17 protein-coding genes are annotated in these 22,644 nt (G+C 72.0%); 4 read left to right on the forward strand and 13 right to left on the reverse strand.

The window, feature by feature from the left end; genetic code table 11:
* Window positions 1–253: 253 nt before the first annotated feature.
* From IE260_RS39125 to thyX, 3 genes are all read right to left on the reverse strand, one after another.
* Window positions 254–1,939 carry a ribonuclease J gene (locus IE260_RS39125; RefSeq protein ID WP_189880699.1) on the reverse strand — a complete coding sequence of 562 codons (1,686 nt, stop codon included), beginning with the start codon at window positions 1,937–1,939 and terminating at the stop codon, window positions 254–256.
* Between the two features lie 150 nt (window positions 1,940–2,089).
* Window positions 2,090–2,989, reverse strand: a complete 900-nt coding sequence (gene dapA / locus IE260_RS39130) for a 4-hydroxy-tetrahydrodipicolinate synthase (protein ID WP_189880700.1) — start codon at window positions 2,987–2,989, stop codon at window positions 2,090–2,092.
* A 211-nt stretch (window positions 2,990–3,200) separates the two neighbouring features.
* On the reverse strand, window positions 3,201–3,941 hold the full coding sequence (thyX, locus tag IE260_RS39135) for an FAD-dependent thymidylate synthase (protein ID WP_189880701.1): 741 nt from the start codon (window positions 3,939–3,941) through the stop codon (window positions 3,201–3,203).
* A gap of 174 nt (window positions 3,942–4,115) precedes the next feature.
* Between thyX and IE260_RS39140 the strand changes: the two genes are divergently transcribed.
* Window positions 4,116–4,355, forward strand: a complete 240-nt coding sequence (locus IE260_RS39140; RefSeq protein ID WP_189880702.1) for a hypothetical protein — start codon at window positions 4,116–4,118, stop codon at window positions 4,353–4,355.
* 113 nt (window positions 4,356–4,468) lie between these two features.
* A complete protein-coding gene (locus IE260_RS39145; protein ID WP_189880703.1) occupies window positions 4,469–5,023 on the forward strand; it encodes an SCO5741 family PH domain-containing membrane protein in 555 nt (184 codons plus the stop codon).
* A gap of 85 nt (window positions 5,024–5,108) precedes the next feature.
* Here IE260_RS39145 and IE260_RS39150 read toward each other — a convergent pair whose 3' ends face one another.
* The 5 genes from IE260_RS39150 to rpsO form a co-directional block, all read right to left on the reverse strand.
* Window positions 5,109–5,564: a tetratricopeptide repeat protein gene (locus tag IE260_RS39150; protein ID WP_189880704.1), complete on the reverse strand. Its 456-nt coding sequence runs from the start codon at window positions 5,562–5,564 to the stop codon at window positions 5,109–5,111.
* 13 nt (window positions 5,565–5,577) lie between these two features.
* Window positions 5,578–6,330 carry a 4-hydroxy-tetrahydrodipicolinate reductase gene (gene dapB / locus IE260_RS39155; RefSeq protein WP_189880705.1) on the reverse strand — a complete coding sequence of 251 codons (753 nt, stop codon included), beginning with the start codon at window positions 6,328–6,330 and terminating at the stop codon, window positions 5,578–5,580.
* A gap of 28 nt (window positions 6,331–6,358) precedes the next feature.
* Complete coding sequence (locus IE260_RS39160) at window positions 6,359–7,738, reverse strand: M16 family metallopeptidase (RefSeq protein ID WP_189880706.1); 1,380 nt, start codon at window positions 7,736–7,738, stop codon at window positions 6,359–6,361.
* Window positions 7,735–9,954: a polyribonucleotide nucleotidyltransferase gene (locus IE260_RS39165; protein ID WP_189880707.1), complete on the reverse strand. Its 2,220-nt coding sequence runs from the start codon at window positions 9,952–9,954 to the stop codon at window positions 7,735–7,737. The genes IE260_RS39160 and IE260_RS39165 overlap by 4 nt, the downstream gene beginning before the upstream one ends.
* Before the next feature lie 326 nt (window positions 9,955–10,280).
* Window positions 10,281–10,568: a 30S ribosomal protein S15 gene (gene rpsO / locus IE260_RS39170; RefSeq protein ID WP_004924725.1), complete on the reverse strand. Its 288-nt coding sequence runs from the start codon at window positions 10,566–10,568 to the stop codon at window positions 10,281–10,283.
* Between the two features lie 505 nt (window positions 10,569–11,073).
* On the opposite strand from rpsO, the gene IE260_RS39175 reads away from it, so the two are divergent.
* Together IE260_RS39175 and IE260_RS39180 are read left to right on the forward strand one after the other, a co-directional pair.
* Window positions 11,074–11,379 carry a DUF397 domain-containing protein gene (locus tag IE260_RS39175; protein WP_189880708.1) on the forward strand — a complete coding sequence of 102 codons (306 nt, stop codon included), beginning with the start codon at window positions 11,074–11,076 and terminating at the stop codon, window positions 11,377–11,379.
* 519 nt (window positions 11,380–11,898) lie between these two features.
* On the forward strand, window positions 11,899–15,219 hold the full coding sequence (locus IE260_RS39180) for an SCO5717 family growth-regulating ATPase (protein ID WP_189880709.1): 3,321 nt from the start codon (window positions 11,899–11,901) through the stop codon (window positions 15,217–15,219).
* Between the two features lie 74 nt (window positions 15,220–15,293).
* On the opposite strand, the gene IE260_RS39185 is transcribed toward IE260_RS39180, so the two are convergent.
* The 5 genes from IE260_RS39185 to IE260_RS39205 form a co-directional block, all read right to left on the reverse strand.
* Window positions 15,294–16,241, reverse strand: coding sequence for a bifunctional riboflavin kinase/FAD synthetase (locus tag IE260_RS39185; RefSeq protein WP_189880710.1), 948 nt, complete (start codon window positions 16,239–16,241; stop codon window positions 15,294–15,296).
* Between the two features lie 142 nt (window positions 16,242–16,383).
* Window positions 16,384–20,493, reverse strand: a complete 4,110-nt coding sequence (locus IE260_RS39190; RefSeq protein ID WP_229881758.1) for a trypsin-like peptidase domain-containing protein — start codon at window positions 20,491–20,493, stop codon at window positions 16,384–16,386.
* Window positions 20,494–20,765: 272 nt separating this feature from the next.
* A complete protein-coding gene (truB, locus tag IE260_RS39195; RefSeq protein WP_189880712.1) occupies window positions 20,766–21,671 on the reverse strand; it encodes a tRNA pseudouridine(55) synthase TruB in 906 nt (301 codons plus the stop codon).
* Window positions 21,668–22,123: a 30S ribosome-binding factor RbfA gene (gene rbfA, locus IE260_RS39200; protein WP_189880713.1), complete on the reverse strand. Its 456-nt coding sequence runs from the start codon at window positions 22,121–22,123 to the stop codon at window positions 21,668–21,670. The genes truB and rbfA overlap by 4 nt, the downstream gene beginning before the upstream one ends.
* Before the next feature lie 45 nt (window positions 22,124–22,168).
* Window positions 22,169–22,462 (reverse strand): DUF503 domain-containing protein, encoded by a 294-nt coding sequence (locus tag IE260_RS39205; protein WP_189880714.1) that lies wholly within the window; start codon window positions 22,460–22,462, stop codon window positions 22,169–22,171.
* Window positions 22,463–22,644: the final 182 nt, after the last annotated feature.

The raw sequence follows: 22,644 nt of genomic DNA on the forward strand, positions 1-22,644 counted from the left end.
CGACTCTATCAGATCTTTCCGATCCGATTTCCTCGGCGCTTTCCAGGTTCTCGCTCTCGCGTTTCCCTTTCCGGCGGATCCGACTTTATCAGAAGTTCTGAGTCGGAATTTCCACCCCGCCGGACGTCACTCCGGCGCACGAAGTGGCCGGGTTCCCGGGCGGGAGGAGTTGCAAACGTACTGGAGCGGGGCGCCCCGATGCAAATCGTGGCGCCCCGCTCCTGGTTCACGCGGTCGAGAGTCCGACGGTCCGTCAGACCTCCACCACGACAGGGAGGATCATCGGGCGGCGTCGGTACGTGTCCGAGACCCACTTGCCGAGGGTCCTGCGCATCAGCTGCTGGAGCTGGTGGGGTTCGACCACCCCGTCCTGGGCCGAGCGTTCCAGCGCTTCCGTGATCTTGGGGATCACCGCGCCGAAGGCCGAGTCCTCGATGCCGGAGCCGCGCGCCTGTACGTGCGGGCCGCCGGTGATCTTGCCGGTGGACGAGTCGATGACCACGAAGACCGAGATGATGCCCTCGTCGCCGAGGATCTTGCGGTCCTTGAGGGCCGGCTCGCCGACGTCGCCGACCGAGAGGCCGTCGACGTACACGTATCCGGCCTGGACCTTGCCGGAGATCTTCGCCTTGCCCTCGACGAGGTCGACGACGACGCCGTCCTCGGCGATGACGATGCGGTCGTGCGGGACTCCGGTCATGGCGCCCAGTTCGGCGTTGGCGCGCAGGTGGCGCCATTCGCCGTGGACCGGCATCAGGTTCTTCGGGCGGCAGATGTTGTAGAAGTACAGCAGCTCGCCGGCCGAGGCGTGGCCCGAGACGTGGACCTTGGCGTTGCCCTTGTGGACGACGTTCGCGCCCCAGCGGGTCAGGCCGTTGATCACGCGGTAGACCGCGTTCTCGTTGCCCGGGATGAGGGACGAAGCCAGGATCACCGTGTCGCCGTCGACGATGCGGATCTGGTGGTCCCGGTTGGCCATGCGCGACAGGGCGGCCATCGGTTCGCCCTGCGAGCCCGTGCAGACCAGGACGACCTCGTTGTCCGGCAGGTCGTCGAGGGTCTTGACGTCCACGACCAGGCCCGGCGGAACCTTCAGGTAGCCGAGGTCCCTGGCGATGCCCATGTTGCGGACCATGGAGCGGCCGACGAAGGCGACCCGGCGGCCGTACTCGTACGCCGCGTCCAGGATCTGCTGGATGCGGTGGACGTGGCTGGCGAAGCTCGCCACGATGATCCGCTTGCGGGCGCCGGCGAAGACCTGGCGCAGGACGTTGGAGATGTCCCGCTCGTGCGGGGTGAAGCCGGGGACCTCTGCGTTCGTGGAGTCGGTGAGGAGGAGGTCGATGCCTTCCTCGCTCAGCCGGGCGAACGCGTGGAGGTCCGTGAGGCGGTTGTCCAGCGGGAGCTGGTCCATCTTGAAGTCGCCGGTGTGGACGGCCATGCCCGCGGGGGTCCGGATGGCCACGGCCAGCGCGTCGGGGATGGAGTGGTTGACCGCGACGAACTCGCAGTCGAAGGGGCCGATGCGCTCACGGTTCCCCTCCGCCACCTCGAGGGTGTACGGCCGGATGCGGTGCTCCTGGAGCTTGGCCTCGATGAGCGCGAGGGTCAGCTTTGAGCCGATCAGCGGGATGTCCGGCTTCTCGCGCAGGAGGAACGGGACGCCGCCGATGTGGTCCTCGTGGCCGTGGGTGAGGACGATGCCCTCGATGTCGTCGAGGCGGTCCCGGATGGACGAGAAGTCCGGCAGGATCAGGTCGATTCCGGGCTGCTCCTCCTCGGGGAAGAGCACTCCGCAGTCGACGATCAGCAGGCGGCCGCCGTACTCGAAGACCGTCATGTTCCGGCCGATCTCGCCGAGACCGCCGAGTGGGGTGACCCGCAGGCCGCCTTCGGGGAGCGGCGGGGGCGGGCCCAGTTCGGGATGCGGATGACTCAAAAGACTCTCCTCACCACGCGCGCCACGTACCGGTGTGGCACGTGGCGCGCATGACGTTCGTGCAGAAGCAGTTGTCGTTGTCGGTGCAGGCACCGGTGGCCTGCTTATTCAGTTGTGAAGTCCGGTCGTGCGGTGGTGCCAAGTCCGATGTCAGAGCTGTACCCCGCCGGCGGCAAGATCGATCTTGAGCTGCTCGGTTTCCTCCGCCGTGAGCTCGACCATGGGCGCGCGCAGCGGTCCGGCGGGCAGGCCCTGGAGGGCCAGCGCGGCCTTGGTGGTCATGACGCCCTGGGTGCGGAACATCCCGGTGAAGACCGGGAGCAGCTTCTGGTGGATCTCCGTGGCCTTGTGCACGTCGCCGGCGACGAACGCGTCGACCATGGAGCGCAGCTCGGGGGTGACCACGTGGCCGACGACCGAGACGAAGCCGACCGCGCCCACGGAGAGCAGGGGCAGGTTGAGCATGTCGTCGCCGGAGTACCAGGCGAGACCGGAGCGCGCGATGGCCCAGCTCGCGCGGCCGAGGTCGCCCTTGGCGTCCTTGTTGGCGACGATCCGCGGGTGTTCCGCGAGGCGGACGAGTGTCTCGGTGTTGATGGGGACGCCGCTGCGGCCGGGGATGTCGTAGAGCATGACCGGCAGCTCGGAGGCGTCGGCGATGGCCTTGAAGTGCCGGTACAGGCCCTCTTGCGGGGGCTTGTTGTAGTACGGCGTGACGACCAGCAGGCCGTGTGCGCCGGTGCGCTCGGCGGCGCGGGCCAGCTCGATGCTGTGCTGGGTGTTGTTCGTGCCGACACCGGCGACGACGTGGGCGCGGTCGCCCACGGCCTCCAGGACGGCTCGTACCAGGTCCGATTTCTCCGCGTCGCTGGTGGTGGGGGACTCGCCGGTGGTGCCGTTGATGATCAGGCCGTCGTTGCCTGCGTCCACCAGGTGGGCGGCGAGCTGCTGCGCGCCGTCGAGGTCGAGTGCGCCGTCCGCCGTGAAGGGCGTGACCATGGCGGTGAGGACCCTCCCGAAGGGGGTCTGCGGAGTGGAGGTCGGAGCCATGGGTTACACGCTACTCGTTGCTCAGGGCGGGGTCTGCCCTCGGGGGATGCGGCAGGCCTGGACAGAGGTGGAGCCCGGCACTGCCTGCTCGGGGGTTCAAGCAGTGCCGGGTCCCTTTGATCAGGCTAGATGAACTTCTCCAAACGCCGCAATACGGACACTTCGCACGGCTGATGCGCACATGTGTCCCCGCCCGGGCAGCACAGGCGCGTTACGGGGCCACGCGCCCGTTCGCGTTGAAGGCGGCGTACGTGAGCGGCATGAGCCGGGCCCACTCGGCCTCCATGCGCTCGCCGACCATCTCGATCTCCCGCTGCGGGAAGGAGGGGACCTTGGCCAGCTCGTGCTGGGTGCGCAGGCCGAGGAAGTGCATGAGCGAGCGAGCGTTGCAGGTGGCGTACATCGAGGAGTACAGGCCGACGGGCAGGACCGAGCGGGCGACCTCGCGGGCGACGCCGGCGGCGAGCATCTCCCGGTACGTCCGGTACGCCTGGACGTAGGAATCCTCCATCGCCCGGCTCACCAGCTCGTGCTGCTCGGGGGTGCCCTCGACGAAGACGTACTTGCCCGGGCGCCCCTGCTGGACCAGCTTGCGGGAGGCGTCGGGGACGTAGAAGACCGGCTGGAGCTCCCGGTAGCGACCGGACTCCTCGTTGTACGACCAGCCCACGCGGTGCCGCATGAACTCGCGGAAGACGAAGATCGGGGCGCTGATGAAGAAGGTCATCGAGTTGTGCTCGAACGGGCTGCCGTGCCGGTCCCGCATCAGGTAGTTGATCAGGCCCTTCGAGCGCTCCGGGTCCTTCTTGAGCTCGTCCAGGGACTGCTCCCCGGCGGTCGAGACACGGGCGGCGAACAGCACGTCGGAGTCGGTCGCGCTGCTCTTCACCAGCTCGACGGTGACGTCGCTGCGGAGGTCGATCTTGAAATCGTCGGCGGGGGTGTCGGTCACGGTGTGGAGGGCCTTCCCATCTCGTCGCTTGGCGAGGCCACTCTACGTCCCGCCAAACGGGGCGTTCTGTGCTGCGGGCGATGAAATTGGTGAAACAGGGCACCCGCGCGGTCATTCGTTCGTCTGTATGAGTAACAACCATCCACTCGATCCCGGAAGGGAGACGCACCTCCGATGATCCGTCGGCGTGAACCCGTCCCGTTCGCCTTCGTCGCCGAAGCCGACAGGTTCCGCAGCAATGTCACTCCGCCGCCCCGCGAGCGGGCGTCATTCGGCCAGATGGCCGGGCGCTGGCTGCTGGGGCTCACCATCATCGCCGGGCTCGCGGGATCCCTGGTCATCGGGATGCCCGCGCTGTCGTCCGACCAGCCCTCCCCCCAGACCCAGCAGTCGCAGGCGACCGACGGGCACTGATGCGGCACCGGTCCGGCGCCGACTCCATCCGCACCCCCGATGGTGGTGACGGGAGACACAGGCCGATAACCTCACCGGGCACAGCCCACGCCATGGACGAGTGAGGACCAGCCGTGCCCCTGCCCTTCCTGACGGCCGACCGCGCCTTCGACACGGCCGACGACGTCGCGCTCCCCCACGACGACCGGGACCGCTGGCGGCGTCCCTACCGGCCTGGGCCGTGGCGTGTGGGCGCGGCGGCGCTGATGCTGCTGCTCGCCTCGTTCGTGCTGTTCGCGGGCGTCATCATCGCGGTGACGGGCTCGCTGTCCTCCGCCGGTGTGGTCTTCGGCATCGCGGTGGTCGTCATCGCCTGTGCGCTGCGGCTGCTGCGCATGGGGGTGTGGGTGAGCGCGCACGGGCTGCGCCAGGTGGCCTTCCTGACCACACGTACGGTGACCTGGCAGCAGGTCGGCAGCGTACGGACGGTGCAGCAGCCGGTGCGCTGGCTCGGCCTGCCGCGCACGGTGCAGGGGCAGGCGCTCGTGCTCGTCCGGCAGGGGCGTGCCGCGGACGGCGTGACGCCGCTGCTGACGACCCACAACGCTGACTTCCTCGCCCGCGCGGAGGCCTTCGACCGGGCGGCCGATGCCATGGAGGCGTGGGCCGACGAGTACCGGCGGGGCTGAGCGACGACGAACGCCGGTGGCCCGGTCCGCGCGTGCGGACCGGGCCACCGGCGTTCGTGCCGCCTGCCTGCTGCGGACGCCCCGCTCAGGCGGCCTCGACAGGTTTGCCGTCGTGCAGGGCGATCGCCCGCTGCATCGCCTTGCGGGCGCGCGGGGTGTCCCGGGCGTCGTGGTACGCGACGGCGAGACGGAACCAGCTGCGCCAGTCGTCGGGCGCGTCCTCCGTCTCGGCCTTGCGCCTGGCGAAGACCTCGTCGGCCGAGTCGCGGTCGACCCGGCCGCTGGGGGTGCGCCGAAGCTCGTCGACGGGCAGTCCGCCCTCGGCGTCGAGTTCCGCGGCGAGCTGGTTGGCCTTGCGGACGAACTGGGTGTTCTTCCACAGGAACCACAGGCCGATCACCGGCAGGACCAGCACCGCGACGCCGAAGACGACGGTGAGGGGCGTGCCGGTTTCGATGAGCATCACACCGCGGCTGCCGACCAGGGCGAAGTAGAAGACCAGGACGGCGGCCGTGATGACGTAGGAGATCTTCGCGCGCATGAGGGTCAGGGGCTCAGTTCAAGTCCAGGAAGTGTTCCAGGCCGAAGGTGAGGCCCGGGGTGCTCACCACGCGGCGCGCGCCCAGCAGGATGCCCGGCATGAAGCTGCTGTGGTGCAGGGAGTCGTGGCGCACGGTGAGGGTCTCGCCCTCGCCGCCGAGCAGGACCTCCTGGTGGGCCAGCAGGCCGCGCAGGCGGACCGCGTGCACCGGGACACCGTCGACGTTCGCGCCGCGGGCGCCGTCCAGGGCGGTGGCAGTGGCGTCGGGCGCCGGTGCGGTGCCTGCCTTCTGCCGCGCCTCTGCGATGAGCTGGGCGGTGCGCGTGGCCGTGCCGCTGGGGGCGTCGACCTTGTTGGGGTGGTGCAGCTCGACGACCTCGACGGACTCGAAGTACGGGGCGGCGATCTGCGCGAACTTCATGGTCAGCACGGCCCCGATGGAGAAGTTGGGGGCGATGAGGACGCCCGTCTCCGGGGACCGGTCGAGCCAGCCCTTCAGCTGCGCGAGACGCTCGTCGGTCCAGCCGGTGGTGCCGACGACCGCGTGGATGCCGTGGCTCACGCAGAAGTCGAGGTTGTCCATGACCGACGCGGGGGTGGTCAGCTCGACCGCGACCTGCGCGCCGGCCTCGGTGAGCGTCTGAAGTGTGTCGCCCCGGCCGAGGGCGGCGACCAGTTCCATGTCCTCGGCGGCCTCGACCGCCCGTACCGCCTCGGACCCGATGCGGCCCTTGGCGCCGAGAACCGCCACGCGCAGCTTGCTCATGTCTGTTTGCTTCCTTACCGACAGGGGGTTAGGCGACGGCGTCGTGCAGCCGGGACGCCTGCTTGTCCTTCAGCGGGCCGATGACCGACAGCGAGGGTCGCCGTCCCAGGATGTCGCGGGCGACCGCGCGGACGTCGTCCGGCGTGACCGAGGCTATCCGGGCCAGCATCTCGTCGACGGACATCTGCTCGCCCCAGCACAGCTCGCTCTTGCCGATGCGGTTCATCAGCGCGCCCGTGTCCTCCAGCCCGAGGACCGTGGAGCCTTGGAGCTGGCCGATCGCGCGGCCGATCTCGTCGTCGGACAGTCCGTGCTCGGCGACGTGGTCGAGCTCGTCGCGGCAGATCTTCAGCACGTCGTGCACCTGGGAGGGCCTGCAGCCCGCGTACACGCCGAACAGGCCGCAGTCGGCGAAGCCGGAGGTGTACGAGTACACGCTGTAGGCCAGGCCGCGCTTCTCGCGGACCTCCTGGAACAGCCGCGAGGACATGCCGCCGCCGAGGGCGGTGTTGAGGACGCCCATGGCCCAGCGGCGCTCGTCGGTGCGGGCGAGGCCCGGCATGCCGAGGATGACGTGGGCCTGCTCGGTCTTGCGGCCGATCAGCTCGACGCGACCCGCGGTGCGGATGGTGCGCCGGCCGCCGCGCGGGGCGATGGGCAGGGCCGCCGGGTCCTTGAAGGCGCCGGCCTTCTCGAAGGCGGCGCGGACCTGGCGTACGACCTTGTTGTGGTCGATGTTGCCGGCGCAGGCGACCACGAGGTGGGTCGGGTCGTAGTGCTTCTTGTAGAAGCGGCGGATGCGGTCGGCGGTGAGGGCGTTGACCGTGTCGACCGTGCCGAGGACGGGGCGGCCGAGCGCGTTGTCACCGAACATGGTGTGCGCGAACAGGTCGTGCACGCAGTCGCCCGGGTCGTCCTCGGTCATGGCGATCTCTTCGAGGATGGCGCCGCGCTCGACGTCGACGTCCTCCTCGACGATGAGCGAGCCCGTCAGCATGTCGCAGACCACGTCGATGGCGAGCGGCAGGTCGGTGTCGAGCACGCGTGCGTAGTAGCACGTGTACTCCTTCGCGGTGAACGCGTTCATCTCGCCGCCGACCGCGTCGAGGGCGGAGGAGATGTCCAGGGCGGACCTGCGGTTCGTGCCTTTGAAGAGCAGGTGCTCCAGGTAGTGCGTGGCCCCGTTGAGCGCCGGGGTCTCGTCGCGGGAGCCGACGTGCGCCCAGATGCCGAACGTCGCGGAGCGGACCGAGGGCAGCGTCTCGGTGACGATGCGCAGGCCGCCGGGGAGGGTGGTCTTGCGGACCGTACCGATGCCGTTCTCGCCCTTGATCAGGGTTTGGGTACGGGCGACGGCCCGCGCCTCCGAGGAGGTGCGGGCCGTCGCCTTGGAGCTACGGGACGTCACTGCTCGGCGTCGTCCTTCTTCTCTTCGGTGCCTTCCTCGCCCTCGATCACGGGGATGAGGGAGAGCTTGCCGCGGGAGTCGATCTCGGCGATCTCGACCTGGACCTTCTGGCCCACGCCGAGGACGTCCTCGACGTTCTCCACGCGCTTGCCGCCGGCGAGCTTGCGGATCTGCGAGATGTGCAGCAGACCGTCCTTGCCGGGCAGCAGGGAGACGAACGCGCCGAACGTGGTCGTCTTGACGACGGTGCCCAGGTAGCGCTCGCCGACCTCGGGCATCGTCGGGTTGGCGATGCCGTTGATCGTGGTGCGGGCGGCCTCGGCGGAGGGGCCGTCGGCGGCGCCGATGTAGATCGTGCCGTCGTCCTCGATCGTGATCTCGGCGCCGGTGTCCTCCTGGATCTGGTTGATCATCTTGCCCTTGGGGCCGATGACCTCACCGATCTTGTCCACGGGGATCTTCACGGTGATGATCCGCGGGGCGTTCGGGGACATCTCGTCCGGCGTGTCGATCGCTTCCATCATCACGTCGAGGATGTGGAGGCGGGCGTCACGGGCCTGCTTGAGGGCGGCGGCCAGGACGGAGGCCGGGATGCCGTCCAGCTTGGTGTCGAGCTGGAGGGCGGTCACGAACTCCTTGGTGCCGGCGACCTTGAAGTCCATGTCGCCGAAGGCGTCCTCCGCACCGAGGATGTCGGTGAGGGTGACGTAGTGCGTCTCGCCCTCGATCTCCTGGGAGATCAGGCCCATGGCGATACCGGCGACCGGGGCCTTCAGCGGCACACCGGCGTTCAGCAGCGACATGGTGGAGGCGCAGACCGAGCCCATGGACGTCGAGCCGTTGGAGCCGAGGGCCTCGGACACCTGACGGATCGCGTACGGGAACTCCTCGCGCGTCGGCAGCACCGGCACGAGCGCGCGCTCGGCGAGGGCGCCGTGGCCGATCTCGCGGCGCTTCGGGGAGCCGACGCGGCCGGTCTCACCGGTGGAGTACGGCGGGAAGTTGTAGTTGTGCATGTAGCGCTTGCGGGTCACCGGGGAGAGGGTGTCCAGCTGCTGCTCCATGCGGAGCATGTTCAGGGTGGTGACGCCCAGGATCTGGGTCTCGCCACGCTCGAACAGGGCCGAGCCGTGGACCCGCGGGATGGCCTCGACCTCGGCGGCCAGGGTGCGGATGTCGGTGACACCGCGGCCGTCGATGCGCTTCTTCTCCTTGATGACGCGCTCACGGACCAGGGTCTTGGTCAGCGAGCGGTACGCCGCGGAGATCTCCTTCTCGCGGCCCTCGAACTCCGGCAGGAGCTTCTCGGCGGCGAGCGCCTTGACGCGGTCCAGCTCGGCCTCGCGCTCCTGCTTGCCGGCGATGGTGAGCGCCTGGGCCAGCTCGGGGCGGACGGCCGCGGTGAGCGCCTCGAGGACGTCGTCCTGGTAGTCCAGGAAGATCGGGAACTCGGCGGTCGGCTTCGCGGCCTTCGCGGCGAGGTCGGCCTGAGCCCGGCAGAGCACCTTGATGAAGGGCTTCGCGGCGTCCAGACCGGCGGCGACGACCTCCTCGGTGGGCGCCTCGGCGCCGCCCTCGACGAGCTTGATGGTCTTCTCGGTGGCCTCGGCCTCGACCATCATGATCGCGACGTCGCCGTCCTCCAGGACGCGGCCCGCGACGACCATGTCGAAGACGGCGTCCTCGAGCTCGGTGTGCGTCGGGAAGGCCACCCACTGGCCGCGGATCAGCGCGACGCGGACGCCGCCGATCGGGCCGGAGAAGGGCAGGCCGGCCAGCTGCGTGGACGCGGAGGCGGCGTTGATCGCCACGACGTCGTACAGGTGGTCGGGGTTGAGCGCCATGACGGTGGCGACGACCTGGATCTCGTTGCGCAGGCCCTTCTTGAAGGACGGGCGCAGCGGGCGGTCGATGAGGCGGCAGGTGAGGATGGCGTCCTCGGACGGCCGGCCCTCACGGCGGAAGAAGCTGCCGGGGATCTTGCCGGCGGCGTACATCCGCTCCTCGACGTCCACCGTGAGCGGGAAGAAGTCGAGCTGGTCCTTGGGGTTCTTGGAGGCGGTGGTGGCCGACAGCACCATGGTGTCGTCGTCCAGGTACGCCACGGCGGAGCCGGCGGCCTGCTTGGCCAGGCGGCCCGTCTCGAAGCGGATGGTGCGGGTGCCGAAGGCGCCGTTGTCGATGACGGCCTCGGCGTAGTGGGTCTCGTTCTCCACTAGCGTTTTCTCCTCGTCTTCGTCCCTCCTCGCCCGTGTGGCGGGGGGACGGTGGCGGAGAAGCGCTCCGTCCGATGCGGGCCGGTCTTCGATCGAAGCACCCGGGGTTCTGCCCCCGGGGGCCACTACCGAGGACCGGCGGCGGCGATGCGCTCCTCCTCGTTTCGTTCGGTACGTGAGGTGCACTACCCGGTACGGGTGGCCCCTGTCACGCTGTGTCGTACGTCTTGCGTTGTGCTACCACACTACAAAGCGTCGGTGACACCGCGCACGTACAGCAAAGGGAGCGGCCCCCGAACGATGGGAACCGCTCCCTTCACGGCGTCTTACTTGGCGCCCGCGGCACCACGGCGGATGCCGAGGCGGTCGACCAGCGCACGGAAGCGCTGGATGTCCTTCTTGGCCAGGTACTGCAGCAGCCGGCGGCGCTGACCGACCAGGATGAGCAGACCACGGCGGGAGTGGTGGTCGTGCTTGTGGGTCTTGAGGTGCTCGGTCAGGTCGGAGATCCGACGGGACAGCAGAGCGACCTGGACCTCGGGGGAGCCGGTGTCACCCTCCTTGGTACCGAACTCGGAGATGATCTGCTTCTTCACTGCGGCGTCGAGCGACACGCGTACTCCTCTTAGTCTGTGAGTGGCCTCAGAGTGCCCCCGGTCTGCTTCTCGGGGGATCTTCCGTGACTCGTGAGGCGGGGATCCGCTGGGCGCGGCCTCCAGGGCCTGGGCGGCTCCGGGGGTGCGTACACAAACGGCCGTCACACAGCGTACCAGCCTGCGCGGACGCCCCCGCCCCCGGGCCGGGGCGGGGATCCGGCGCCCGCCCGCCTCCCGCTGCGGCAGGGCGGAGACGGCGAGGGCCGCTCGACCCCTGGTGTCCACCTCGGGGCGGGAGGCCGCCGGCCCCGGTGTCCACCTCGGGGTCGAAGGCCGCCGGCCCCCGGTGTCCACCTCAGGGCGGAAGGCCGCCGGCCCCGGTGTCCGCCTCGGGGTGGAAGGCCCGCCGGTGCGGCCGTCGCTCTTGCGGGTGCGGACATCGGTGAACCGCTGAGCTGGGACAACGGTGACAAGTAGGGTGACCGCACAGCTCGTTGACCCACAAGGAAGGACCGGACCCGCGATGGCCGACGCCGAGGACAAGGAACTCAAAGCGCGCAAGGAGCGGGAGAGGGACGAGCTGTACGCCCTCGACATCTCCGGCGTCGAATGGCAAAGCGCTCCCGGCACCGAGGAGCACGAGGAGCGGGTGGAGATCGCGTACCTCCCCGGCGGCGCCGTGGCCATGCGGTCGTCCCTCGACCCGAGCACCGTGCTGCGGTACACGGAGGCGGAATGGCGGGCGTTCGTGCTCGGCGCGCGGGACGGCGAGTTCGACCTGGAGCCGGCGCCGCGCAACGGCGGAGCGGACGCGGAGGCCGCTCGCTGACGGGTCGGCGTACTGGGCCGCGAACGGGACGGCAGGGCCGGAGTCGAGTGCCGGTTCACCGTCCCGTTCTGTCTTCACGGGTGGGCACGGAAGGGAGTTGTCGCGCACTCAGAGTGCTGGCCCCGCAGGGGAATGCGTGCCCGTTCCACGGGTTTGGACGCGTGTGTTCGGGCAGGCTTGGACCGGGTAATTCCGCCTTCTGCCCGCCGAGTTCACGGGTATCGCCCGGTTTGTTCATCACCGTGAGCCGTGTACGTCACTTTTGAGCAGGTTGTGACGCAGTGGGCTCATGCTGACGGGTGGACGGGCCTGCCGTGGTGGGGCTTGTGGTGATTAGGCTGGGACCGGCGCGACGCCAGAACCCGTGGACCGGGCGTCGGCGTCTGCAGGGGGAGAGCCGGTGGATCGGACGACCTCGAACGACCTCGAAGAACTTCGGCCGACTTCGGCCGACTTCGGACGACAAGCAAGCGCCGCCCCGGCACGGCATGAGGGTGCTCGACCACACCAGGAGGAACTGTGAGCAGCGATCGGGACGGGATCCGCGGGGGCTGGGCCACACCCGGCGATGACCAGCCCGATGCGGAGTCCGCTGTCGAAACGACGGGCGAGTTCACCATCGACTACGCGCCGCCTGCCTGGTACACGCAGAACGCGTCGGCGAGCGGGGGGCAGCAGGGGGCCTCCGGGAGTTCCGGGGCACCCGAGGGGTCTCCTTCTTCTCCGTCCTTCCCCTCCTCCTCTCCTGCCGGCCTGCCGTCCGTCCCGCTGCCCGGCCTGACTCCGCCGGCTCACGCGAATCCTTCCGCGGGCCCGTCCGCCATTCCCGCGCCCGCGCCCGGAGCGCCGTTCACGCCTCCGCCGCCCGCGCCCGGAGCGCCTTTCACGCCGCCCGCGCCCGCGCCCGGTGCGCCGTTCACGCCTCCGCCGCCGGCGCCGGGTGCGCCCTTCACGCCGCCCGCACCGCCGGCCGGGGGGCCGACCGGGGTGCCCAAACTTCCGGTGGGGAGCGGGTTCGAGCCTCAGCAGCCGGAGCCTCGGTCGGAGACGGAGACCGGGGCCGCCCCCACTCCTGCGTCCGCCCCGGCCTCTCCGACCGCCGTCCCGAGCATTCCGGTCGGGGGTTTCCCGGCACCGGCACCGGCACCGGCTTCTGTCCCCGCCGAGGAGCCGGAGTCCGGCAACGGCGATCTCGAGAGCGGCGCCACCATGCGGTTCTCGGCCGTGGCGCTGAAGCGGGAGATCGCTGAGCGCGCCGCAGCGGAGGAGGCACGGCAGGCGGCCGAGGACGACGAGGCCGGGGTCACGGCCGAGGACGACGAGGCCGCAGCCGACGGAACCGACGCGTCCGGCGAGGCCGAGCCCGTGGGCGACGCGACTCCGGCGGCCGGTGCTGCCGAACCCGAGCCCGAGGCCGTCGGCAGTGACGAGCACGATGACGTGACGGACGGGGCCGACGGTACGGCTGACGGGGCCGACGGTTCCGGTCCGGTGGACGACGGCGTCGCCGCCGACGCTTCCGGGGACGCTTCCGACGACGTGCTCGACGGTGAGACGGACGTCGACGACTCCGGCTCTGTCGACGACTCCGGCTCTTCCGAGCCCGGCGCCGCGGCAGAGGCGGAGGTCCCCGAGCCCCGGGACGCCGCGTCGGCGGAGACCGAGCCCGAGGACGCCGCGCAGGCGCAGACCGAGCCCGAGGACGCCGCGCAGGCGGAGACCGAGCCCGAGGATGCCGCGCCCCACGACGCCCGGCCCACGGCGGATGGTGCACCGACGGCCGCCGAGCCCGTCGACGCGGTCCCGGCGGACGCCGTGCCCGTGGACGCCGTACCCGCCGATGCCACCCCCGGTGACAGCACGCCGCAGGACGCCGTCCCGGGCGGGGCGGCCGATGCGCCCGCCGACACGGCATCCGCCTGGACTCCCTCGCCCGCGGCGCAGGGCGGCATGCCGCCGCTGCCGCCGTCGTACCCTCCGGCCGCACCCGCGCCGGCGACTCAGTGGCCCGCGCAGCCGCAGCCGGGTGCGCCGGCCGCGGTGCCCGCCCAGCCGCAGCCCCAGCCGACGCCCAGTGCTCCGCAGCAGCCGGCCGTACCGGCCCAGCAGCCGCCCTTCCAGCCGCAGGCGCCGCAGCCGGCGCCCGCCGCGTGGAACCCGTCGGCCGCGCCGGTGCCGCCGAACCAGGTACCGCCGCAGGCGTCACCCCAGCCCGGCTACGGCTTCCCGGCCCCGGCCCCGACGCCCCCCGCCCCGAACGCCGCTGCCGGTTACGGTTTCCCGCCCGCCGCCGCCCCACAGCCACAGCCCGGCGGTTACGGCTTCCCGCAGGCGGCTCAGCAGGGCTCCACGCCGCAGGCCCCGCAGGTCCCACAGGCCCCGCAGCCCGCGCAGCCCCAGCCGACGGCGCAGCCCGAGATGCCCGCCGCGCAGGCGCCGTCGGCCCACCAGCCGTCGCAGCCACCTGCGCAGCCCGGTCACGCGGGACAGCCGGGACAGCCGGGCCCGCAGATTCCGGCCCAGCACGCCCAGCCGGCCCAGCAGCCCGTCGACCCCCGTGTCGGGGCCGCCTGGCCGCAGCCCATGCAGCACGACCAGCGTCAGCCCACCAACCCCGGTGCCGCACCGCTCGGTTACACGGCGGCCGTGGAGCTGTCGTCCGACCGGCTGCTCAACAACAAGAAGCAGAAGGCGAAGAGCAGCCGTCCGGCGGCCGGCGGTTCTCGCTTCAAGCTGGGCGGGAAGAAGGAGGAGGCCGAGCGGCAGCGGAAGCTCGACCTGATCCGCACCCCCGTGCTGTCGTGCTACCGCATCGCGGTCATCAGCCTCAAGGGCGGTGTCGGCAAGACGACGACCACCACCGCGCTCGGATCCACGCTCGCCAGTGAGCGGCAGGACAAGATCCTCGCGATCGACGCCAACCCGGACGCCGGTACGCTCGGCCGCCGGGTGCGCCGCGAGACCGGCGCCACCATCCGCGACCTCGTCCAGGCGATCCCGTACCTCAACTCGTACATGGACATCCGGCGGTTCACCTCCCAGGCCTCGTCCGGCCTGGAGATCATCGCCAACGACGTGGACCCGGCCGTGTCCACGACCTTCAACGACGAGGACTACCGGCGCGCGATCGACGTGCTCGGCAAGCAGTACCCGATCATCCTCACCGACTCGGGTACCGGTCTGCTCTACAGCGCCATGCGCGGGGTGCTCGACCTCGCCGACCAGCTCATCATCATCTCGACGCCGTCCGTGGACGGTGCGAGCAGCGCGAGTACGACCCTGGACTGGCTGTCGGCGCACGGGTACGCCGACCTGGTGTCCCGTTCCCTCACCGTCATCTCGGGGGTCCGCGAGACCGGCAAGATGATCAAGGTCGAGGACATCGTCAGCCACTTCCAGACGCGTTGCCGGGGCGTCGTCGTGGTGCCGTTCGACGAGCACCTGGCCGCCGGTGCCGAGGTCGACCTCGACATGATGCGGCCGAAGGTGCGGGAGGCGTACTTCAACCTCGCGGCGATGGTCGCCGAGGACTTCGTACGGCACCAGCAGTCGCACGGCCTGTGGACGTCCGACGGCAACCCGCCGCCGGTGGCGGCCCCGCCGATGCCGGGCCAGCCCTTCCCCGGACAGCCGGTGCCCGGCCAGCCCGTGCCCGGCCAGCCCATGCCCGGGCAGCCCATGCCGGGCCAGCCGTACCCGCAGCCCGGACAGCCGTACGCCCAGCCGGGCCAGGCGGGGCACCCGGGGCAGCCTCCCGCCCAGCCGTACCCGCAGCAGGGTTACGGATACCCGCAGCAGGGTCAGCCCGGGCAGACGCCTCCCCCGCCGCCCCAGCAGTGACCAACGACAGCGAAGGGCGGCCGGTGCTCACCAGCACCGGCCGCCCTTCGGCGTCGTGATCAGACCGGAAAGACCTACTCGGCCGCCGCGATCAGATCCCGGCAGCGCTTGACGTCCTCCGCCATCTGCTCCAGCAGCGCGTCCAGCGTCTCGAACTTCGCCTGGCCGCGGACGAAGGCCAGGAAGTCCACGGCGACGTGCAGGCCGTACAGGTCCAGGCCCACGCGGTCGATGGCGTACGCCTCCACCGTGCGCTCGGTGCCCTCGAACTGCGGGTTCGTGCCGACGGAGATCGCGGCAGGCATCGCCTCGCCCTGCGCGTGCAGCCAGCCGGCGTAGACGCCGTCGGCCGGGATCGCGGTGTGCGGCAGGGTCTCGACGTTGGCCGTCGGGAAGCCCAGCTCGCGGCCGCGCTGGGCACCGCGGACGACCACGCCCTCGACGCGGTGCGGGCGGCCCAGGATCTCCGCGGCGCCCTCGACGTCGCCCTCGGCGACCAGGCGCCGGGTCAGGGTCGAGGAGAACGGCTCGCCGCCGCCGGCCTCACCGCTCACGTACAGGTCGACGACCTCGACCTCGAAGTCGTACACCTTGCCCTGCTCGGCGAGGAACTCCACGTTCCCGGCGGCCTTGTGGCCGAAGCGGAAGTTGGGGCCCTCGACGACCGCCTTGGCGTGCAGCTTGTCCACCAGGACCTTGACGACGAAGTCGGCCGGGGACAGCTTCGAGAACTCCGTCGTGAAGGGCAGGATCAGGACCGCGTCCACGCCCAGCTCGGCGCACAGTTCGGCGCGGCGGTGGTGCGGGGCGAGCAGCGGGGGGTGGCTGCCGGGGCGGACGACCTCGCTGGGGTGCGGGTCGAAGGTGACGACGACGGCGGGGACGCCCAGCTCGCGGGCGCGGTCCACGGCGTGCTTGATGATCAGCTGGTGCCCGCGGTGCACTCCGTCGTAGGAGCCGATGGTGACGACGCTGCGTCCCCAGTCCTCGGGGATGTCCTCCAAGCCACGCCAGCGCTGCACTGTGCCTGCTCCTTGTCGCAAACTCGCCGAAGTCGAACCCGTGTCCGTAGTTGCCTCTTACGCAGGTCTAAGGGTGCCATGCCGTCCGCCCGCGGCCCGCATCGGCATCGGAGCTGTGACCGGGCGCACGCGGTCCGTCGCGTCATACGGGGACGCCCACACCGGTCAGGTTCTCGATCGTCCGGCGCGCGCTGGGCCCCACCAGCACCGCCCACTCCTGGGGCGCGTCGGCCAGCCAGCCGCTCAGGCGGGCTGCGAACCCGGGGATGTGGCGGGCCAGGTCGACCAGTGCGCGGTCGAAGCGGAGGGCGCCGTACGGGGTCCGGACGAGCAGGAGGCCGGTGCGGTGGACGAGGGCGCGCAGGTCGTCACCGCCCGCGGCCTGGGCGGCGGCGCGCAGCAGGGCGTCCAGGACGGCGGGGTCCTGCTCGTGCGCCAGGAGGAACTCGCGCAGCTCACGACGCAGGGAGCGGGAGGCGGGGGTGCCGTCGGTGGCGAGGACGCCGGCGAGCGCGGCCCGCGCCGGCTCCGGGCCGTCGGCCAGCAGGCCGGTGACGAGCGGCAGGAGTACGGTGCGGACGGCCGTGCCCTGGTCGAGGCGCCGGTCGACGTACGCGGCCACGTGGCCGGCGGTCTCCGGTCGCTCCGCCACGGCCGCGCCGACGAGTGCGGCGACCCGGCGGGCCAGCTCGGGGGTGGTGGCGTCGGCGAGTCTATGCAGCGCCTCGCCCGCGTCCGCGCCGCGCAGCCGGGCCCGGAAGGCTTCGAGGACCGGCTCCGGGTGGGTCGGCAGTGCGGTGACCACCGCGCTCGGCGGGAGGTACGGGTCGCCCGCCGCGAAGTGGCGGAGCGCCCGCGGGAGATGCCGGTCGCGGGCTGCCGGGTCCTGGACGAGCAGGGCGAGCGCCCCGCCGTGCAGCGCGCCGTCGGAGGGGCGGGCGAGCAGGGCGAGGGCCGCGTAGCGCAGCAGGACACGATCGGCGTCGGTGCGCGCGTGCGGGGCGGCGCGCAGGCCCTGGGTCACCGCGGCCGTGCGCCGGGCCGGCCGCTCGTCGTGGGCCCAGCGGTCGACGGCCCGGCAGACGGCGGCCGGTTCGTCCTCGGCCAGGACGCCGAGCAGTTCGTCGGCCCGCCGGTGCGGACTGTCGACGAGCACCTCGATGAGGGTGTCGAGGCCGCGGTGGCGGTGCGTGTGCAGCAGCGCCTGTGCGGCGGTCGCCACGGTCGCGTGCGGGGTGGCAGGGAGCGGCCGTTCGTCCTCGAACCAGCGGGCGAGGAGCGGTTGCACCGCCGTGGGGTCGGCGGTGAGGAGTCCGGCGACGGTGTCGAGGTGGCGGGGGCCGGGCTCGTGCGGGGGGCCGTCGGCGAGGACGAGACGGCGCAGGAGGCCGAAGAGGGTGTCCTGCGGCAATCTCAGGGCGGCCCAGAAGCCTGGGCCGAACTCCGTCGGCGCGGTCCGTCCCTCGTCCCGTCGGTCCGCGATCCGGTCGGCGAGCAGCCGCAGAACCTCCGCGTAGGGCGTCGCGTCGGGTACGCGTGTCAGCACCTCCGCGACCAGGCGGGCGGCCCACCAGGAGGGTGGATCGGCGTCCAGGGTCCGAACCAACTCCTCCAAGGTGAGGGCGAGTTGGGCCGTTCCTCGTTGACGGGCGAGGAGCAGCAGCGCCTCGACCACGGAGCCGATGCGGTGGTGCGGTACGGGGAGGGGGTGGGCGCCGGGCGTGGTGCTGCCGCCGCCGTGGACGAGGACGCGCAGGGCTTCGTCCAGATCGAGATGGATGCCCTGGATCCAGTCGGCGAGTTCCTCGTGCGCGAAGCGGTAGCCGCTGCCGACGGGGACCAGGAGGCCCTCGGCCAGCACGGCGGACGCCCAGCCGGCTGCGCCGCCGAGCCGGGCCGGGGCGGGCCCCCAAGGGAACACCGCCTCGAACGCTTCCCGGTCCAGCTCGCCCTGTCCGCGGCCGAGGCTGCGCCGGGCGGCCTCGTGGACCTGACCGGAGACCTTCGCTGCGAGCCGGCGTACGGCGGTGCCGTGCAGGCCGTTCTCCTGGGCCAGGCGAGCGGCGACGCGCAGGCACATCAGGTCCAGGTAGGCCGAGAAGACCTCGTCCCGATCGACGCGGAAGGGGGCCGCAGGGCCGGGGAGGGCGGCGCCGACCTCCGCGAGGAGGCGGAGGGTGAGGGGATGGCGGCCGTCCGCGTCCGAGAGGGCGCCTTCGGGGACGCCGTAGCGTGCGCGGGCCTGCCGGGCCTCGTCCTCGCTCAGGTCACCGAGGCGGACGCAGGGCGGCAGGGCGCCTGTGGGCAGCGGCCCTTCGGCCGTCGCGCCGGGCGGCGGACCTGCGACGACCGGCACCGGCTCTTCGAGTGCCGATCCCGCCGTCCGGTCTCCGGCCGCCGCCCCGGGCGTCGACGCCGCGACCGAGGAACTGGACACCGGCTCGCCGTCGGCCGCCCGGCACACCGGCCGCCCGACTGCCGTCTCGGGCAGCCACTCCCCCGTCGACGCCCCGGACTCCGACTCCCCGCCGACGGCCTCCTGCCGCCGCTCCGCACGCGCCGATCCGGGCACCGACTCCCCGACCACCGCCGCGGCACGGGGAACCGCATCAGCCCAGCCAGGCGCCGACTCCCCGGCGACCGACTCAGGCCCGCTCCCACGACCAGCCACCCGAGCCCCACCATCCGCATCGCCCCGGCCGGACACCGACTCCCCGGCGACCGCCCCCCGCGACCACTGCCCCTCAGCCGATGCAGACCCCGTCCCCCGGTCAGCCGTCCGAGCCCGACCGCTCCCGTCAGCCCATCCAGGCACTCGGTCCCCGACAGCCGCCCCGGCCGACGGCTCCCCGACAGCCGCCGCGGAAACCGGCTCCCCCACGCCCGAGACGCACCGAAGTCCCCCGGTGGACGCTCCGTGGAGCAGATCCGGTGGGAACTCCGCCCCCGCGTGCTCCCAGTACTCCGCCCGGCACGCCACCACCATGCGTGCCCCCGTCTCCCGCAGCCAGGTCGCCGTGCCCTCCGTCCATTCGGGGAGACGGTGGGCCAGGGCCGGGGGCATCTCCTCGGGGCCGTCCAGGAGGAGCAGCAAGGGGCGCCCGGCAGCGAGGGCGAGGCGGGCGAGGCGCTCCGGGGTGACGTCCCCCGGGTCGGCGGCCGGGAGGGACCGGCCCGCAGCTGCGGCCACCGGACGGGCGGCGCGGAACAGCGTCCGGCGCACGGCGTCCGCCACCGAGGTGTCGTCGCCCCGCAGGTCGGCGCCGCGCAGCCACAGCGTGGGCGCCCGTTCCGGGCCACGGGTGCGGCGGGCGGCGAGGGCCGCGAGTTCGGTCGTACGGCCGCTGCCGGGCGCCCCGACGAGCCCGAGCACGCGGGCCGGGCCCTCGGCGCGGGCGGTGAAGGCCGCGAACTCCCGGGCCGGCGCGCTCCGTTCCACCGGCTCCACCGCCCCTGGGCCGCCGGCGCCGACGCGGCCCGCCCGCATGCCCGGCGGACCGTCCTGTCCCAGCGCGGTCGCCGTCAGTTCGAGTACGCCGGCGAGGTTGAGGTCGGCTCCGTACGCCGGGACGGTCGCCGCGTTCTCTGCGAGCAGGGCGGCGAGGGGCCCCGGGGCGGACCGCAGCGGCACCGCGAAGCCGACGTCGCGATGGCCCGAGCTGAGGGCGGTGCCCAGTACGCCGAGCACCGCGCCGGTCGTGGCGTCCAGCACCGGTCCGCCGGCCGCGCCGCCGCCCAGGCGCAGGGCGTCCAGACCCGACGTGCCCACCGCCAGTGCCAGGGCGTCGCCGAGGAGGTGGAAGCGGTCCGTGGCCGTGTAGGTGACGTCGGTGACGTCGAGGACCCGTGCCTCGCGCCAGCAGCCGGCGGCGATGCGGACGTAGGTCCCGGCCTCGATCCGGCCCCGCGCGGTCACCGGCAGCGGACCGACGCCCAGGCCCTCGGTGTGCACGAGAGCGAGGCCGAGGGCGGGCAGCGGGGTCACCTCGCCGGCCGCGACGACGCGGCCCCGGTCCCCGGCGTGCAGGACGAGCCGGGGCAGGCCGTCGACCGCTTCGTGGCTGGTGATCACCGTGCCGCGGTGGTCGGCGACGAATCCGGTGCCGCGCGGGCGGCCGGCCAGGTCGTGGATGCGGACCAGGACGTCGTCCGGCGTCTGCCCCGCCGGCTCGTCGTCCGGGAACGGCCGCGTGCCGTCGTACGAGTCCCCGAGCTCTTCCCGGGACCGTCGTCGTGCGCTGCCGCCTGTCATCCGGGACCGGTTCCGGGACGCCATCGTCGAACCTCCCCGCCGTACACCCGTGCCCTGCGTCCGACGGTAGGTGCGCGGTGATCGGCGGGACAGATCACGTGGTGAACGCGCCCCCTTCCACTCCCCCGCTTCACTCCGAGCGCCTGCCCGGACGGGTGAACAGGAGGGGGCGGATGGATACACCCTAGGGGTGGGGGAACCGAGGGGGACCGTGGAGCGGCGACAGTGGAAGTCCCCGTGGTCGCCGCTCCACGGGTGGGCCGGTCAGGCCCTCATCCGAAGACGGCCAGGGACTTGGCCTTGCCCCGGTGTTCCTCCACCAGGGCCAGAAACCGGCCCTCGGGGTCGAAGACGGCGACGGCACCGGCGCCCGCGTACGCGTCGGGCATCTCCAGCCGTACGCCGTTGGTGAGCAGGCGGGCGCGCCTGGTGTCCACGTCCCAGCGCGGGAAGGCGGCGGTGGCCGCGTCCGCGATCGGCATGACGGTCAGCTCCTGCTGGAGCTGGTCCAGGGTCCTGGCCGAGTCCAGCTTGTACGGACCCACACGGGTGCGCCGCAGGGCGGTGAGGTGGCCGCCGACGCCGACGTCGGCGCCGAGGTCACGGGCCAGGGCGCGGATGTACGTGCCGGAGGAGCAGACCACCGACACCACCAGGTCCAGCACCGGGGTGCCGTCCTCGGCCACGGCGTCGCGGACGTCGTACACCGCGAAGGAGGAGACGGTGACCGGCCGGGCCGGAATGTCGAACTCCTCGCCCTCGCGGGCCCGCTTGTAGGAGCGCACGCCGTTGATCTTGATGGCGCTGACCTTGGACGGGACCTGCATGATGTCGCCGGTCAGTTTGGCGATGGCCGCGTCGATGGCGTCCCGGGTGACCTTCGAGGCGTCCACCGACGCCGTGATCTCGCCCTCGGCGTCATCGGTCAGCGTCGTCTGCCCCAGCCTGATGGTGCCCAGGTACTCCTTCTCGGTGAGGGCGAGGTGCCCGAGCAGCTTGGTGGCCCGCTCCACGCCGAGGACGAGGACGCCCGTGGCCATCGGGTCGAGCGTGCCGGCGTGCCCGACGCGCCGGGTCTTCGCGATGCCTCGCATCTTGGCGACGACGTCGTGCGAAGTGAAGCCCGACGGCTTGTCGACGATGACAAGGCCGTCGGGCGTGGTGTGCTTGGCGGTCATTCGGTGGTGTCGTCCGTCTCGTCGTCCTCGGCACCCGGCTTCTTGTACGGGTCCGCTTCACCGGCGTACGCGGCGCCCGCGGACGCCTCGCGCACCTTCGCGTCGGACTGGCGCGCCTTGTCGAGGAGGTCCTCGATGGTCCGGGCGGTGTCCGGCAGGGCGTCCATCACGAAGGTCAGGGTCGGCGTGAACTTCACGCCCGCCGCCTTGCCGACCTCGGAGCGCAGGATGCCCTTGGCACTCTCCAGGCCCGCGGCGGCGGCCTTGCGCTCCTCGTCGTCCCCGTACACCGTGTAGAAGACGGTCGCCTCCCGCAGGTCACCCGTGACCCGGGTGTCCGTGATGGTGACGTGCGAGCCGAGCCGCGGGTCCTTGATCCCGCGCTGCAGCTTCTGGGCCACCACCTCTCGGATGAGGTCCGCCAGCCTTTTCGCCCGCGCGTTGTCGGCCACTGGTCCGTCTCCCGTTCTTTCTTCTTCTACGTTCTGTGGTGTGGTCTAGTCGTCTTCGCCGTGGAAGCGCCGCCTGACGGACAGCAGTTCCACCTCGGGGCGGCCGGCGACCAGCCGTTCGCACCGGTCCAGTACGTCGGTCAGATGCGCGGCGTCGCCGGAGACCGCGGCGAGGCCGATGACGACCCGCCGGTGGAGGTTCATGTGGTCCACCTCGGCCGCGCTCACCGCGTACTTGCGCTGGAGCTCGGCGACGATCGGGCGGACGACGGAGCGCTTCTCCTTCAGCGAGTGGACGTCGCCGAGGAGCAGGTCGAAGGACAGAGTCCCCACGTACATGTGTGTGACCGGGTTGCCCGCCGGTACGGGGTCGATGGTCCTGCCGTCGGAGTGGGCAGGGACATCAAGAACGGTACCGCGAACCCGCCGGTGTCTCGACGGGGTTTCCCGGCGTCCGGGTCGGCGGCGGCACCGCAGACAGCGGCCGGCCGGCCGACGGGAACGGGTCCCGTCGGCCGGCC

Origin of the sequence: Streptomyces viridiviolaceus, assembly GCF_014650995.1 — a bacterium.
Lineage (GTDB): Bacteria > Actinomycetota > Actinomycetes > Streptomycetales > Streptomycetaceae > Streptomyces > Streptomyces viridiviolaceus.